The organism is Streptomyces sp. L7, from assembly GCF_050990935.1.
Classification (GTDB): Bacteria; Actinomycetota; Actinomycetes; order Actinomycetales; family Microbacteriaceae; genus Leifsonia.
The window spans coordinates 3468924-3484293 of the sequence record NZ_CP194644.1 but is presented as its reverse complement, the minus strand read 5'-3'; the positions used below and the strand labels follow the sequence as shown (position 1 = coordinate 3484293).

At 68.5% G+C, this 15370-nt stretch carries 14 protein-coding genes; 8 read left to right on the top strand and 6 right to left on the bottom strand.

The window, feature by feature from the left end:
* Positions 1 to 69 precede the first annotated feature (69 nt).
* The 3 genes from ACR5MH_RS17685 to ACR5MH_RS17675 are packed head-to-tail and all read right to left on the bottom strand — an operon-like array spanning position 70 to position 3053.
* Complete coding sequence (locus tag ACR5MH_RS17685) at positions 70 to 891, bottom strand: carbohydrate ABC transporter permease (protein ID WP_431348381.1); 822 nt, start codon at positions 889 to 891, stop codon at positions 70 to 72.
* Positions 892 to 920: 29 nt separating this feature from the next.
* Entirely contained in the window at positions 921 to 1928 is a 1008-nt protein-coding gene (locus tag ACR5MH_RS17680) for a carbohydrate ABC transporter permease (RefSeq protein WP_431348380.1), read from the bottom strand.
* Entirely contained in the window at positions 1929 to 3053 is a 1125-nt protein-coding gene (locus tag ACR5MH_RS17675) for an ABC transporter substrate-binding protein (protein ID WP_433862001.1), read from the bottom strand.
* A 16-nt stretch (positions 3054 to 3069) separates the two neighbouring features.
* Here ACR5MH_RS17675 and ACR5MH_RS17670 point away from each other — a divergent pair, with 16 nt between their 5' ends.
* From ACR5MH_RS17670 to ACR5MH_RS17660, 3 genes are all read left to right on the top strand, one after another.
* Positions 3070 to 3390, top strand: coding sequence for a hypothetical protein (locus ACR5MH_RS17670; protein WP_433862000.1), 321 nt, complete (start codon positions 3070 to 3072; stop codon positions 3388 to 3390).
* A 52-nt stretch (positions 3391 to 3442) separates the two neighbouring features.
* A complete protein-coding gene (locus tag ACR5MH_RS17665) occupies positions 3443 to 5485 on the top strand; it encodes a glycogen debranching N-terminal domain-containing protein (RefSeq protein WP_431348378.1) in 2043 nt (680 codons plus the stop codon).
* A 134-nt stretch (positions 5486 to 5619) separates the two neighbouring features.
* Positions 5620 to 6246: an extracellular solute-binding protein gene (locus tag ACR5MH_RS17660; protein ID WP_431348377.1), complete on the top strand. Its 627-nt coding sequence runs from the start codon at positions 5620 to 5622 to the stop codon at positions 6244 to 6246.
* 73 nt (positions 6247 to 6319) lie between these two features.
* Here ACR5MH_RS17660 and ACR5MH_RS17655 read toward each other — a convergent pair whose 3' ends face one another.
* The gene (locus ACR5MH_RS17655) at positions 6320 to 6709 is read right to left on the bottom strand and encodes a MarR family winged helix-turn-helix transcriptional regulator (RefSeq protein ID WP_431348376.1); all 390 of its coding nucleotides are present in this window, start codon (positions 6707 to 6709) and stop codon (positions 6320 to 6322) included.
* 89 nt (positions 6710 to 6798) lie between these two features.
* Here ACR5MH_RS17655 and ACR5MH_RS17650 point away from each other — a divergent pair, with 89 nt between their 5' ends.
* Positions 6799 to 8265 carry an MFS transporter gene (locus tag ACR5MH_RS17650; protein ID WP_431348375.1) on the top strand — a complete coding sequence of 489 codons (1467 nt, stop codon included), beginning with the start codon at positions 6799 to 6801 and terminating at the stop codon, positions 8263 to 8265.
* A gap of 32 nt (positions 8266 to 8297) precedes the next feature.
* On the opposite strand, the gene ACR5MH_RS17645 is transcribed toward ACR5MH_RS17650, so the two are convergent.
* Entirely contained in the window at positions 8298 to 9986 is a 1689-nt protein-coding gene (locus ACR5MH_RS17645; protein ID WP_431348374.1) for an amidohydrolase, read from the bottom strand.
* 123 nt (positions 9987 to 10109) lie between these two features.
* Here ACR5MH_RS17645 and ACR5MH_RS17640 point away from each other — a divergent pair, with 123 nt between their 5' ends.
* Positions 10110 to 10712: a TetR/AcrR family transcriptional regulator gene (locus ACR5MH_RS17640; RefSeq protein ID WP_431348373.1), complete on the top strand. Its 603-nt coding sequence runs from the start codon at positions 10110 to 10112 to the stop codon at positions 10710 to 10712.
* Between the two features lie 153 nt (positions 10713 to 10865).
* Here the strand turns inward: ACR5MH_RS17640 and ACR5MH_RS17635 are convergent, their stop codons facing one another.
* Positions 10866 to 11864: a LacI family DNA-binding transcriptional regulator gene (locus tag ACR5MH_RS17635; protein ID WP_431348372.1), complete on the bottom strand. Its 999-nt coding sequence runs from the start codon at positions 11862 to 11864 to the stop codon at positions 10866 to 10868.
* A gap of 235 nt (positions 11865 to 12099) precedes the next feature.
* On the opposite strand from ACR5MH_RS17635, the gene ACR5MH_RS17630 reads away from it, so the two are divergent.
* The 3 genes from ACR5MH_RS17630 to ACR5MH_RS17620 are packed head-to-tail and all read left to right on the top strand — an operon-like array spanning position 12100 to position 15340.
* The gene (locus tag ACR5MH_RS17630) at positions 12100 to 13389 is read left to right on the top strand and encodes an ABC transporter substrate-binding protein (RefSeq protein ID WP_431348371.1); all 1290 of its coding nucleotides are present in this window, start codon (positions 12100 to 12102) and stop codon (positions 13387 to 13389) included.
* Positions 13390 to 13436: 47 nt separating this feature from the next.
* Positions 13437 to 14468 carry a carbohydrate ABC transporter permease gene (locus ACR5MH_RS17625; RefSeq protein ID WP_431348370.1) on the top strand — a complete coding sequence of 344 codons (1032 nt, stop codon included), beginning with the start codon at positions 13437 to 13439 and terminating at the stop codon, positions 14466 to 14468.
* Positions 14468 to 15340, top strand: a complete 873-nt coding sequence (locus ACR5MH_RS17620) for a carbohydrate ABC transporter permease (RefSeq protein WP_433861999.1) — start codon at positions 14468 to 14470, stop codon at positions 15338 to 15340. The genes ACR5MH_RS17625 and ACR5MH_RS17620 overlap by 1 nt, the downstream gene beginning before the upstream one ends.
* Positions 15341 to 15370: the final 30 nt, after the last annotated feature.

Here is a 15370-nt window from a genome sequence, read left to right as displayed (position 1 = left end):
GCACACTTTCTGTGTGGAGAAGGACCGGACGGAGGGAGGCCGACTGCGGCCCGCACCGACCGGCGCAGGTCACTTGATTCCCGAGGAGATCGAGATGCCTTCGATGAAGTACTTCTGGCCGAAGAAGAAGAGTACGAGGCTCGGCAGAAGCGAGATGGTGGAGGCCGCCATCAGGTAGTTCCACTGGGGCACCTCGGTGATCCCCGCGCCGCCCTTGAAGAAGTTGATGCCGAGCGACAGCGTGTACATCGAACTGTCGTTCAGGTAGATCAAGGGGGTCATGAAGTCGTTCCACGCCCCGTTGAACTGGAAGATGGCCACCGTGGTGAGAACGGGCAGTGTGAGCGGCAGCACAATGCGGATGAGCACCCCGAACGGCCCGAGTCCATCCAGCCGAGCGGCCTCTTCGAAGTCCCGCGGGATGGTGCGGAAGAACTGTCTCAGCAGGAAGATGAAGAACGCGTTGCCGAAGAAGGCCGGCACGATCAGCGGGAAGTACGTGTTCACCCAGCCGATGTCCTTGAACAGGATGAACTGAGGGATCATCGTCACGGCGCCGGGCAGCATCATCGTGGCAAGCAGCACCATGAAGAGGATGTTGTTCTCTCTCACCCGGAAGCGGGCGAAGCCGTAAGCAACGAGTGTGTTCGAGACCAAAGCGCCGACGATGGTGAAGGCGGTGATGACGACCGTGTTGAGTGCCCAGCGTCCGAACGGCAGCGACGTGAACGCACGCCAGTAGTTGTCCCACTGCGGTGACTTCGGGAACCACGGCGACCCCACCGCGATGATCTCACTGTTGGTCTTGAGGGAGGTCAGCACCATCCATCCCAGGGGGAACAGCATGGCGATCGCCCCGGCGCCCAGCACCGCATAGGTGATCGTGTGCAAGATCCTGTTCGAGGTTGTTCTGTTCACGGTCAGTCGTCCTCGCTATACGTTCCGAGCGGTGTCGTCCGGAAGATCAAGAGCGTGATGACGAGGATGATCACGAACAGGATCCAGGCAAGTGCGGAGGCGTACCCCATCTTGAACGCCTCGAACCCGTTCTTGTAGATGTAGTAGGCGTAGAAGAGCATCGAGTTGTGCGGGCCGGCGCCGCTGGTCCCATCGGCCATCACGTAGGCCTGGTCGAACGTCTGCAAGGCCCCGATGACACCCATGACGAGGTTGAACGTGATCACCGGCGCAAGCGCCGGCACCGTGACGTGACGGAACTGCTGCCACCTGTTGGCGCCGTCGAGCTGAGCCGCCTCGTAGAGCTGTCCGTCGACGCCGCTCAGCCCCGCGAGCCAGATGACCACCGTGCCGCCCACCGCCCAGACGCTCATCAGCAGCAGCGAAGGCATCACCCATTTGGCGTCGTAGATCCATCCCGGTCCTTTGATGCCGATGAGTGCGAGCAGCCGGTTCATCAAGCCGCCGTCGGGGTTCAGGATGTACATCCACAGGATGGTGACCGGGATGCCCGAGACGATGACCGGCAGGTAATAGATCGTGCGGAACACCTGCGAGCCGCGCGGCAGCCGGTGGAGCAGTATCGCGATCACAAGGGAGACGACGAGAGTGAGCGGGATCGAGGTCACAGCGAAGTAGAAGGTCACTCCGAGCGACTGCCAGACGAGCGGGTCGCCGGTGAACGCCTTCGCGTAGTTGGCGAAGCCGACCCAGGTGGGCGCGGTGAGGAGGTCCCATTTCATGAAGCTGAGGACGAGCGACATGATCATCGGGATCAGCGTGAACGCCAGCAAGCCGACGATCCACGGCGAGATGAAGATGTAGAACCACTTCCGCTGGAGGCGGTGGGACCGTCTCCGGGAGGAGGGCGTGCGCCCGACGGGGGTGCGGGGCTGCTGGAGGGCGGGGGCGGGCGCCGACGCGATGTCGACGCCCACCTCCGTCACGGTCATCAGAGGCGTGTCCGGCATTTACTGACCCGAGTACGAGTCCAGGTCGGACTGGGCCTTCTGCGCGGCCGCCTTCAACTCCTTCGCGACGTCCACGGACCCGTTGCCCGTTTGGATGTCCGACAGCACGGAGACCAGGTCGTTCGCGGCGCCCGACGCAGAGAACGACGGGCTGAGCAGCTCGGGGAACGGCTTGACCTTGCTGAAGCTCTTCACGAACTCCGCCGTGGCCGGGCTGGTGTCGAGCTTGTACTTCGTCAGCGCAGGCTTGTAGGGGACGAGCTGCCCGGTGGAGGCCAGGGAGTCCTGACCCTTGGTCGCCCAGAATCGCAGGTAGTCCCAGGCGGCCTGCACGTTCTTCGACTTGGAGTTGATGGCGTAGCCCGAGTAGTCCATCGTCGTGAACTGGCCGGCCGGGCCTGCCGGGACGGGGAGCACCTCGAAGTTCATGCCCGCGTTGACGTAGTCGGTGCCGCCCCAGTCTCCGGACAGCTCCATCGCCGCAGGGCCGACCTTCTTGCCGTCGGCGGCGAGGAAGAAGTCGTTGCCGTTGCTGGCGCCGACTGCCTGCGTCCCCGGTGACACCTTGTCCACGTTCATCAGCTTGTTGTACTCGGACCAGCCGGCGATTGTCGCAGCGCTGTCGGCGTGGCCGGTGATCTTCTTGCCGTTGCTGCTGATGACATCGCCGCCGTAGGCGTAGACGAACGGCAGATAGGTTCGGAGGTCGTTGCCGTTGAAGCGGATACCCCACTGGGACACGTTCCCGCTCGCGTCCTTCTTCGTCAGCGCGACGGCGTCCTTCTCGAGGTCGTCCCAGGTCCAGCTCGCGGTGGGGAGGGTGAGACCAGCCGCCGCGAACGCGTCCTTGTTCACGTAGACGGCCATCGAGGTGCCGCTGCCGATCGTGTAGTAGTGGCCGCCGATCTTGCCGATGTTCATGAGAGCGGGGTCGTAGTCCGACATCGTCAGGCCGTCGCTCTTGTTGCCGATGTACGGGGTGAGATCCGCCAGGACGCCCTTCGACTTGAACATGGAGATGTCGCCGTCGCCGATCTGCATGATGTCGGGTGCGTCGCCGGCAGCGAGCTCCGTCAGGATCTTCGTGCCGTAGTTCGTCGGCGTCGACTCCATTTTGACGGTCACGTTCGGATGCGACTTCATGTATTCGCTTGCGAGCTGTTCGTCCTGTTTCAAGCCGCCGCCGCCATCCCAGACGCCGACGCGGACGGTGACCTTCTGGTTGGCGGAATCGGTACTCGGCGACGAACTGCAGGCGGCGAGTGTCGCCGCTACGCCGACCACGGCGACGATTCCGATGAACCTTGCGCGAGTCCTCGGTTGCATTCAAACTCCTTTGTCGTGTGCTGGCGCCGATTTGAGCGTTCAAACCAGCGCGTCCGGCAACAGTACGAAGAGCGAAGTGACGTTGTCAAGCACGAATCGGATTCCCATCGTCGCGCCGATGAGCTATGTTGACTGAACTGTCTTGAACGATCAAACCGTCGCCCGGCGGTGAACTCCCTGGAGAGCGCATGTCCGACCGTCAACCCTTCTTGAACGACCAGGTGATCGTGCTGCGCTCGCCGACCCAGGTGTGGAGCGACCGGACGGGCGATGCCGGCGGCGCAGGCATCGCCGGCGTGTACCACGGCGACGTCCGCGTATTCGACGAGCTCACCCTCGTCTCCGACGGCGTCCGTCCCGAATGGATCTCAATGGCGGCCGGGGGTGCATCCGCCGTGACGTTCACCGGCGTGCTGCGACACCTCGACGGCGATGGCGCCGACCCGCGTGTGCGTATCGAGCGGGTGCGTGAGGTGACCTCCGACTCGTTGGACGAGCGGATCGAAATCCGCTCGGCGCGCGATGTCGACGTGCGCACGCGCATCACCGTCGGGTTGCGCCCCAGCTTCGCCCCGATGGACCAGATCAAGCAGGGATCGAAAGCGGTGCGCCCGCGAGACGTGCAGGTCGCCGATGGCGGTGTGCGACTGTCCGCCGGTTCGGCGACCGCTGTCGTGGTCACGGACGGCGCGATCGCTGAGGCGTCGGCCGAGCGCATCGTCCTGGAGTGGGATGTGCTGCTCGCGCCACGCGCGACTGTCTCGCTGGCCTGGAGGGTCGGCTTCGCCGACACCTCGCTCGTGGTGGACGGCGCACCGGGGACCGCGAGCTGGTCCGGCTTCGAGATCGAGTCGGACGACAGCAGGCTCTCCCGTTGGGTGACCGCTGCACTGTCCGACCTCGACGCGCTGCGCATGCGGTCGGTCCTCAGCCCGGGAGACGAGTTCCTCGCCGCGGGCGCACCCTGGTTCTTCACCCTCTTCGGCCGTGACTCGCTCTGGAGTGCGCGATTCCTCCTGCCGCTCTCCACCGAGCTCGCGCTGTCCACATTGCGCGTTCTCGCCGCGGTCCAGGGGACCACGACCGACCCCGAGACGGCTGAGCAGCCGGGCAAGATCATGCACGAGGTGCGCGCTGCCGAGATCCGGGGATCGGACTTCACGTTGCCGCCCCTGTACTACGGGACCATCGACGCCACCCCGCTCTGGATCTGCCTCCTTCACGACGCCTGGCGGTGGGGTGCGGCCGAGGAGGACATCCGCCCGCTGCTGCCCGCCCTGCAACGCGCCCTCGACTGGATGCGTCACCACGGCGACAGCGACGGCGACGGCTTCCTCGAGTACATCGACTCCTCGGGTCACGGCCTGGCGAACCAGGGGTGGAAGGACTCCGGCGACTCCATCCAGTGGCGCGACGGCACCCTCGCCGAAGGCCCGATCGCGCTCTGCGAGGTTCAGGCGTACGCGTATGAGGCTGCAATGCACGGCGCGGACCTCCTCGACCATTTCGGGCTTCCGGATGCCGCGGAGTGGCGCGAGTGGGCGCGCCGGCTGAAAGAGCGCTTCGCGGAGAGCTTCTGGGTGGACGACCCTCAGGGTGGCCGCTATCCGGCGGTCGCCCTCGACGGCAGCAAGCGGCGCGTGGATACCCTCACCAGCAACCTCGGTCATCTGCTCGGCACAGGTATCCTCGACCCCGACGAGGAACGGGAGGTCGCCCAACGGCTGACCTCGCCTCGCCTGGACTCCGGCTTCGGGCTGCGGACCATGGGGTCCGACGCGGCGGGGTTCTGGCCGCTGAGCTACCACGTCGGCTCAGTGTGGGCCCACGACACGGCGATCGCGATCGCCGGGTTGTCGAGGGCGGGTCTCGTCGACCACGCGGCCGGTCTCGTCGAGGGACTCCTGCGTGCGGCGGAGCACTTCGACTTCCGGATGCCTGAGCTCCATTCCGGCGACTCCGCGTCCGAGACCCGCGCCCCTGCGCCGTATCCCGCGTCATGCCGTCCTCAGGCCTGGTCGGCAGCGGCGGCCGTCGCCGTCCTCGGCGCCCAGCTCCAGCTTCGTCCGACCGGCGACGGGCTCACCGCGCGCACAGCCGCCGGTCTCGGCGCCGTGCGAGTGAAGGGCGTCCGGGTCGGCGGGACATCCTTCTCGGTTGGCGCGCGCGACGGCCGAACGGAGATCTCAGCGCTGGCGGATCCGCTCGATCGCGAGGCCGCCACCCGGTAGACCGCGTTTGCCCGCAACGCGTGATGGGCGCCGCAACGGTGCCACCGTGGACAGCATCGAGGCACGAGGCCACGGCGCCCCGCGGCAATACAGCGCGGCGCCGACGGGGCCGACGCCGCTCGCTCCACCGCCCCGTGGGCAGCGGTCACAAGGCACAGCAGCTATACAAGGCGGGCGCCGGCCTCGACGTCGGCACCGACAACAACAACGCTGTGACGGCGTTCGCCGCCGGCAAGACCGCCATGATGTTCAACTCGTCCGCCGTCGCCGCCTCGGTCGCGAACAGCACCACGTTCCCGTACGTCGCACTCCCGTCCCCGCTGTCGGCTCCGGCCTCGAAGGCGGGCACCGTGGTCGGCGGCTCGGCGATGTGGCTGAGCAACCAGGCCACCCCGGCGCAGCAGGTCGCCGGCTGGAAGCTCATCTCCTTCCTCGCTTCCCCGGCGTCACAGGCGAAGTTCAGTGAGGCGACCGGCTATGTGCCCGCGAACACCGCGCTGGAGAACTCGTCGGCGCGGAAGGCCTACTTGGCCTCCCACCCGGTCGCTCAGGTCGCGATCGACGAGGTCAAGGACGTCAGCGACGTGCCGGCCAGCCACGGCTGCTTCACGGGAGCGTTCAGCGCCATCCGCGCCGCGATGATCCCGCAGATGCAGGCCGCGTTCTCGGGTTCGAAGACCATGAAGCAGGCGCTCACCGATGCGACGACGGCAGCGAACCAGGCGATCTCCGACTACAAGGCGCAGCTCGCGGGGGATTGAGGCCGGATGTGCAGAGGAGGGGCGGAGTCCGGATGGGCTCCGCCCCTCGGTGTTTCCCTCGGCCGCCGGGGTTCTAGACGACGGACGGGGCCGCCGAGAAGGCCTTCTCGAGCAGTCCGTCGTACTCGCGCTTCGCGTCGTCGTGCACGCGTGCGCCGTCGGCGGTGATGCCGACGAACAGCGCGCGTCGGTCGTAGCCGCAGGTGTTGCGCTCCACGAGGCCGGCCTTGACGAGGCGGTCGACGATTCGGGACAGGGCGCTCTGGGTCATCGGCGTGAGGTCCACGAGATTGCGCATCGTGCACGAGTCGTTCGCGTAGCCGGCGACGAGGTCGAGCACCTCGTATTCGCTGAGGCCGAGCTGGTGGCTCTGCTGGAGGGTGCGCTCCAGCTCCGCGGCAGTGTTGAGATAGAGGCCCTGCAGTTCGCGCCAGCGGGCCGAGACGTCGACCGGTTCGTTCACGGCTGCAATGATACGCTCGCTTCCTTGCGAACTACATGAATGTGCATACTTTGCTGACACAATCTATTCCGTGTCATAGACTTTCACGCGTGCTGAACTCCGACACCGCCTCCCGCCCCGCCGTCCGGCCTGGGCAGCCCTCGGGGGCCGCCCCCGTCGTCCGCTGGAGTCGCGCCCGCTGGCTGCTGCTCTTCGCCACCTGCATCGTGATCGCCCTCGACGGCCTCGACGTCTCGATGGTGGGCGTCGCGCTCCCGTCGATCGGCAAGGAGCTCGGCCTCCAGCCGGGCGCGCTGCAGTGGATCGTGTCGGGCTACGTGCTCGGCTACGGCAGCCTCCTGCTGCTCGGCGGCCGCCTGGCCGACCTTCTGGGCCGCCGCACGGTGCTCCTCGTCGCGCTGAGCGTGTTCACCGTCGCCTCGCTCGCCGGAGGCCTCTCGATGGACGCGGGCCTCCTCATCGCCAGCCGCTTCGTCAAGGGCGTCGCGGCGGCCTTCACCGCCCCCGCGGCCTTCTCCCTGATCACGACCAACTTCGAGGAGGGCCCCGAGCGCAACAAGGCCATCTCGATCTTCACGACGTTCGCCGCGAGCGGCTTCTCGCTCGGCCTGATCATGAGCGGCCTGATGACGTCGCTGAGCTGGCGTTGGACGTTCCTCTTCTCGGTCCCGCTCGCCGTGCTCGCGCTGGTGCTCGGCTTCCTCTTCGTACCGAAGGACGCCCGCGAGCGCGGCGCCGGTCACGATGTGGTCGGAGCGATCCTGCTGGCCGCCGGGATGCTGCTCCTCGTCTACACGGTGGTCTCCGCTCCCGGCGTCGGCTGGGGGTCGCTCCTGACCGTGCTCGGTTTCGTCGTCGCCGCGGCGCTCCTCGCCGCTTTCGTGATCCTGGAGTCGCGGGTGCGGCATCCGCTCATCCGGTTCGGGATCTTCCGGGTCGCGTCGGTGCTGCGGGCGAACCTCACCGCGATCACACTGTTCGGCTCGTACGTGTCGTTCCAGTTCGTCCTCACGCTCTACCTGCAGGACGTCCTCGGCTGGACGCCGCTCGGCATGGCGCTCGCGCTGCTGCCGACCGGGCTGGTGGTCGTCGCGAGTGCGCCGTTCACGGATCGCCTGATCGACCGCTTCGGGCCGACCGTGCTGATCATCGTCGGGCTCGGGTCGCTCTCGGCCGGCTACCTGCTGTTCCTCCGGCTCGGCACCGCGCCGGTCTACTGGCTGGACGTGCTGCCGCCGGTCGTCCTGCTCGGCGTCGGCTTCGGGATCGGCTTCCCCTCGATCCAGGTGCAGGCCACGACCGGGGTGCACGACGACGAGCAGGGTCTGGCGGCCGGGCTCGTGCAGACCAGCGCCCAGGTCGGTGGCGCTCTCGCGCTTGCCGTCACGAGCGCGCTGATCGCGGGCGGGGCGACCCCGGGAGGCGGGGCGCACGGCGCAGGCGCCCTCGCGGAGCAACTCGCCCACTACCGACCCGGCCTCTGCCTGAGCGCCGGCCTGGCACTCGCCGGCCTCCTCATCGCAGCCCTACCCCGCCGCCGCCCCGCGAAGGCCTAACAGTCGAGTACGACGGTGTGCGTCCGGGCGGGTCAGGGCGCGGCGGACGAGCAATGCGCGAGCGCCCCGAACTGCTCGGGGGCGGGCGCGTCCCGGTCGGCGTCGTGGACGATCTCGCCGCCGACGACGGTCAGCGCCGCCCGCTGCTCCAGCAGCGCGGCCGGGTCGCCCTCGTGCTCGTACAGGTCCCCCGACCACGCGACGACGTCCGCGCGCGCCCCCACGCGGAGCACGCCGAGGTCGTCCTCCGCGTGCCATGCCCACGCACCCTCGCGGGTGTAGCCGCGGATCGCGTCGTCCAGGCCGATGCGCTCGCCGGGCGTCCAGGCGTCGCGGCCGTCGAGGCCCGCGCGGGTGAGGGCCGAGTAGAAGCCGACGAGCGGATCCATCTCGCCCACCTGCCAGTCGCTGGACAGCGCCACGTGCGCGCCCGACTCCATGAGCGAGCGCAGGCGCCAGGCGCGGTCCCAGCGCTGCTCGCCGACGTTCTCCATCCAGGTCCCGGCGACGAGGTCCGGAGAGCAGTGCCGCGGCTGCATCGCGGCCGTGACGCCGAGCGCCGCGAACCGGGGGAGGTCGTCGGGGTGCAGGCACTCGACGTGCACGATCCCGTGCCGGCGGTCGCGCGTCCCGTTGGTCCGCGCGGCGGCCTCGATCGCGTCGAGGGCGAGGCGGATGCCGCCGTCCCCGGTCGCGTGGGTGTGGGTCTGGAAGCCGAGCCGGTCGAGCTCCGTGACGATGCGGGTCAGCTCGCCGACCGGCGCGGAGGGGTGGCCGCGGTGGCCCGGACGATTCGCGTAGTCGTCGAGCATCCAGGCCGTGTGCGGCTCGATCACGTCGTCCGCATAGAGCTTCACCGGGCCGAAGCGCAGCCGCTCGTCCACCGGTGCGCCGTCGACGGCCTCCCGCAACTCGCGGCGGAAAGCGCCGTCCGCGTCGATCGGGTGGAACAGCGCCGCGATCACGCGCGAGCTGAGCAGCCCGCGCTCGCGCGCCCGGTCGAGGAGGCCGACCTCCGCCAGCGGGACCTGCGGCTCGACCACGGTCGTGATCCCGGACGCCGTGGCGAGCGCGAGGCTGCCGAGCAGACGGCGGTAGCGGCGCTCTGGCGAGTACAACGGGATGTCGCGCTGCAGGCCCGCGAGCCCCGCAGTCGTCATCGCGCTGGTGTAGAAATCGGTGACCCAGCCGGTCGGCCGGCCGTCGTCGCCGCGCTCCGGGCGGCCCCACGGGATGTCGCCGCCGCCCGCGATGCCGAGCGCACGCAGCGCTGCGTCGTTGAGCCAGACCGAGTGCTGGTCGTAGGTGGTGACGAACACCGGGCGGTCGGTGAGCCCGGCGAGGTCGGCGGCGTTCGGGCGGCGCCCGGTCACCACCGAGTAGACGGCGTTCTCGGCGCAGATCCAGTCGAGGTCGGGGCGGCGCTCGGCGAGGTCGCGGATGCGGCGGCGCACCTCCGCCAGCTTCTCCGCGCCCTCCAGGCTCACCGCGTCGGGGTCGAAGCCGAGCAGGAGGTGGTTGTGGCTGTCGATGATGCCGGGGGTGACGAGCGCTCCGCCGAGGTCGCGCGTCTCGCGGGCGGCCGGAGCCTCGGAAGCCGTCCCGACGTAGCCGATCCGGCCGTCCGTCACGGCGACGGCCTCCGCCCACGGCTGGGCGTCGTCGAAGGTCCTGACCCGGGCTCCGGTCAGCAACAGGTCGGCGGTCCGGGGTGCAGTCATGGCGTTCCCATCGACGGTGAGGAGAATTCTTTGACGTTTGCGTCAAAGAATTCCCCGAGTGTGCCATGCGCGTGCGAACGGTGTCAAGCGATCCCGGCCGCCGCGCGCCGGTAGGGTCGACTCATGGCCCGGCCGAAGAAGCAGGACGAGCGCCGCGCGGACCTCGTCGAGGCGGCGCTCAGCGCGGTCGGCGAACGTGGACTCCGCTCGCTCTCCCTGGCCGACGTCGCCGCGAAGGCCGGGCTCACCCGCGGCGCGATCCTCTACTACTACGAGGACCTCGACCAGCTCCTCGTGGAGGCCCACCGAGCCGGCCTGGAACGGTTCTGCGACCGCCGGGACGCGATCGTCGCGGGCATCGCCGAGCCGCAGCTCCAGCTCGCCGCCGCCATCCGGGAGGGCCTCCCGAGCGGCCCGGACGACGCCCTGATGCGCCTGCTCTACGAGTTCGACGTGCTCGCGGGCACCTCCGCGCTGCACGACGAGCTGGTCGAGCGGATGTACCTGCGCCAGCTCGCGACCTACACCGGCGTCCTGGAGCGCGGCGCGGCAGCAGGCGTCTTCGCGCCGGCGCTCCCCGTCGAGACGCTGGCGATGAACCTGGTCGCACTGGAGGACGCTTACGGCCTCCACATCGTCGCCGGCAACCGCCTGATCACGGTCGCGAGCGCGGAGGCCGCCATGCGCGCCGCCGCCTCCGGCCTCGGCGCCCCGCCCGAGCTCTGAGCCGGGTCCGAGGCGCACTCCACGGAAGGAGACACGGTCGCGGATCTCCTTCCGAAGGCTGTCCGAACGGAGTCGCACGGCGTGTCTCGGCCAGCCCTCCTTCGCGAGCGGAGCCCGCCCGGACCGGGCGGACCGCCCGGCCCAGCCGGCCTACTACGCCGGCGGCGCCGTGCTGGCGCGGCGGATGAGGCGGGTGGGCAGGCGGATGTGGGTGGGGTCGGGCTCCTCGCCGGACATCAGCGCCACCACCAGCTCCGCGGCCGCGGCCCCGAGCCGCCCCATCGGCTGCCGGATCGTCGTCAGCGGCGTCGAGAACCGCGACGCCTCCGGGATGTCGTCGAAGCCGACCACCGACAGGTCGCGCGGCACCTCGAGCCCGAGTTCGTGCGCCACCTCGATGACCACGATCGCGGACAGGTCGTTGGCGGCGAAGATCGCGCTGGGTCGCTCGGGCGCGGCGAGCAGGCGACGGGCGGCCTCCCGGGCGCTCTCCTGCTCGTAGTTGCCGACGCCGACGATCGACGGGTCGAACGGGATGCCGGCCTCCGTCAGCGCGCGCCGGTAGCCTGCGTCGCGCGCGGCCGACGAGCGCAGGTCCGGCCGGCCGGCGACGAAGCCGATCCGCCGGTGGCCGAGCCCGATCAGGAAGTCCACCGCGCTGCGCGCGCCGCCGAAACTGTCCGACTCCACGGTCGGGAGGTCCGCGCGGCCGGTGTGCGGGTCGACCGCGACGATGGGGACGTCCGCGTTCACGTTGACCACGGTGGGCGTCACCATGATGACGCCGTCGATGAGCGTGCCGCTCAGCCGGCTCAGCGAACGCCGCTCCCAGCCCTCGGGCGAGAGCTGGCGCGACCCGCTGTAGGCGAGGAGGTCGTAGCGGGAGTCCGACAGCGCAGCGCCGACGCCCTTCAGCACCTCCGCGCTGAACGGCTCGAAGTCGGCCACGAGAACGCCGATGACACCGGTCTGCCGCGAGCGCATGCTGGAGGCGACGAGGCTCGACTCGTAGCCGAGCTCCTCCACGACCTGGAGGACGCGCTCGGCCGTGTGCGAGGCGACGCCGTAGCGGCCGTTGACCGCCTTGGACACGGTCGCAGCGGACACTCCGGCCGCCTCGGCCACGTCGTTGATGGTTGGACGTCGTCCCATGACGGAGCAGCATAGCAACTTCGAAAAGGATTTCGAAAAGGATTTCGAAAACGTTTGACACTCCCAATCGGGCTTGCGACACTGACGTGGTCCGGTCAGCCTCCCGGACGCGACGAGTCCCCGATCGGCCCCAGGCGAGAGGCTTCGCCCGGCCGGCAGCCCCGGCACGGACTTCCGTCACCAGGCATCGCGAATCCGCGGATGCCGCTCAACGAAGAGAACAGGTTGGAATCACATGAAAGCCAAGAAGCTCCTCATCGGAGCAGCTGTCCTGGCAGCCGGCTCGCTCGCGCTCACCGCGTGCAGCGGCACCTCCGACAGCTCGAGCAACAGCAAAGTCACCATGTCGCTCTGGCAGAACTCGACGACCGGCCCCGGCCAGCAGTACTGGAAGGACGCGATCGCGGCCTTCGAGAATGCCCACCCGAACGTCACGATCAAGATGCAGTCGATCCAGAACGAGGACCTCGACGGCAAGCTGCAGACGGCGCTCAACTCGGGTGACGCCCCCGACATCTTCCTGCAGCGCGGCGGCGGCAAGATGGCCGCGATGGTGCAGGCCGGTCAGGTCATGGACCTCACCGACAAGATCTCGTCCGACACCAAGAAGGTCATCTCCTCCGGCTCCTTCAAGGCGGAGACCTACCAGGACAAGGTCTACGCGATGCCGCTCGCAGTCCTCCCTGGCGGCCTGTTCTACAGCCAGAACCTGTTCAAGGCGGCCGGGATCACCGAAGCCCCCAAGACCATCGACGACCTCAGCTCCGACGTCCAGAAGCTGAAGGCCACGGGCGTCTCCCCGATCGCTCTCGGCGCCAAGGACGCCTGGCCCGCCGCGCACTGGTTCTACTGGTTCGCGCTGCGCGAGTGCTCCGGCGCCACCATGCAGAAGACCGCGGATTCGAAGAGCTTCTCCGACGGCTGCTGGCTGAAGGCGGCGCAGGACCTGGAGAGCTTCGCCGGCCAGAAGCCGTTCAACGACGGCTTCCTGACCACCTCCGCCCAGCAGGGCGCCGGCTCCTCCGCCGGTCTGGTGGCCAACCACAAGGCCGCGATGGAGCTGATGGGCGCGTGGGACCCGGGCGTGATCGCCTCCCTCACCCCCGACCAGAAGCCCCTGCCCGACCTCGGCTTCTACCCGTTCCCCGAGCTCTCCAACGCGGGCAAGGGCGAGCCCGGCTCGATCATGGGCGGCGTCGACGGCTACTCCTGCTCGGTCAAGGCCCCGAAGGAGTGCGCGGACTTCCTCAACTTCATCGCGACCACTCCGCAGCAGATCAACTACTACAAGGCCTTCAACTCGCCGCCGGTGAACACCGAGGCGCAGAAGGAGGTCACCGAGCCCTACCTGAAGGAGGTGCTCGCCGCGTACAACAAGGCGCCGTTCGTCTCGCAGTGGCTCGACACCGTCCTCGGACAGAACATCGGCAACGCGCTGAACGTGGCCGTGGTCGACATGCTCGCCGGCAAGACCGACGCCAAGGGCATGATCCAGGCCGCGAACGACGCCGCTAAGAAGGGCTGAGAGGCCGCACTGTGAGCAACACCCGCGAGTCAACCTCGACCGAATCCGTGTCGACGGCGGATCTCGCGCAGCACGACGGGAGCGGCGCGGCCGCGTCGCTCCCGTCGCAGCCGCGCCGCCGCCGCGGCGCGGGCTGGGGCCTCCGCGCCGAGATCGCCCTCCTGGTCGGCCCCGCCGTCATCGTCTTCCTGGCCTTCGTGATCTTCCCGGTCGTGATGGCCGCCTACTACGGCTTCTTCCGCTGGGCCGGGTACGGCACCCCCACCGACTTCGTCGGCCTCCAGAACTACGCCGTGATCCTCACGGACCCGGCCTTCCTGGCGGCGCTCGGACACAACGCCTTCATCGTCGTGATGTCCATCGTCATCCAGGGCCCGATCGCCATCCTCCTCGCGCTCCTCCTGAACCGCAGGATGAAGGGCCAGTCGATCATCCGCGTGCTGATCTTCGTGCCCTACGTCATCTCGGAGGTCGTGGTCGGCACCGGCTGGAGCCTGATGCTCGCCACGAACGGCGCACTCAACGGCTTCCTGCACAACGCGGGCCTCGGCTGGATGGCCCAGGACTGGCTGTCCAACTCGAGCATCGCGATCTGGACCCTGGTAGGCATCCTGACCTGGAAGTACGTCGGCTTCGCCGTCATCCTCTTCCTCGCCGGCCTGCAGGGCATCCCGGAGGAGCTCTACGAGGCCGCCGCCCTCGACGGCGCGTCGTACTGGCAGATCCAGCGCAGGATCACCCTGCCGCTGCTTGCCCCAACCCTTCGCATCTGGGCATTCCTCTCCGTCATCGGCGCGCTGCAGCTGTTCGACCTCGTCTACATCATCTGGGGTCAGTACGTGGCCTCCACGGCCGGCACCTCCACGATGGCGACCTACATGGTCGCGAACGGCCGCAACGCCGGCAACTACGGCTACGGCAACGCCGTCGCGGTCGTGATCTTCCTCATCTCCCTGATCGTCGCGCTCATCTATCAGCGCTTCGTCCTCCGTCGCGACACTGCCGGTGCCGTGACCACGGCGAAGAAGTCCGAGCGTACGAAGCGCCGCAACGCGGCCGCGAAAGAAAGGACGGCGTGATGACCGCCCTCACCGTTACCTCCCGCCGCGCCTCGCGCCGTGCAGAGCGGAAGAGCCTCCCCTGGGGTTCGCCCGCCGTCTACTTCATCGCGCTGATCGTGATCGCGCTGATGATCGTGCCGATCGCGTACATCATCATCGGCGGCTTCCGCACCAACTCCCAGATCACGGTGGACCCGGCCGGCTTCCCCAACCCGTGGAACCCGGCCAACTATGTGAACGTGCTGACCGGCGGCGTCTTCTGGGGCCAGGTCCTCAACTCGACGATCACCGCCCTCGTCACCACCGTCGGCGCCGTCGCACTCGGGCTGATGGCCAGCTACGTGCTCGCCCGGTACCCGTTCCGGTGGAACGGCTTCCTCTACGCGCTGTTCGCCGCCGGGCTGATGTTCCCGATCACCGTCGCGATCACGCCGCTCTACCTCGTGGTGCGCGACCTCGGCCTGATGAACTCGCTCGCGGGCGTCATCATCCCGCAGATCGCGTTCGCGCTGCCGACGACCATCATCATCCTGGTGCCGTTCCTCCGCGCGATCCCGGACGAGATCCAGGAGGCCGCCTTCATCGACGGCTGCAGCCGGCTCGGCTTCTTCTTCCGGATGGTGCTGCGGCTCTCGCTCCCGGGCGTGATCACGGTCGGCATCCTCGCGTTCATCGCCAGCTGGAACAGCTACCTGCTGCCGCTGTTCATCCTCAACGACCAGGCGACCTTCACCCTGCCGCTCGGCGTGCAGGCGTTCTCGTCGCAGTACGCCACCGACACCTCCAAGGTGCTGGCCTTCACGTCGCTGTCGATGATCCCCGCCCTGATCTTCTTCAGCCTGTTCGAGCGCCGCATCGTCGGCGGTCTCACCGGTGCCGTCAAGGGCTGAACCCGGCCCCGCTCGCGTTCCCGACACGTT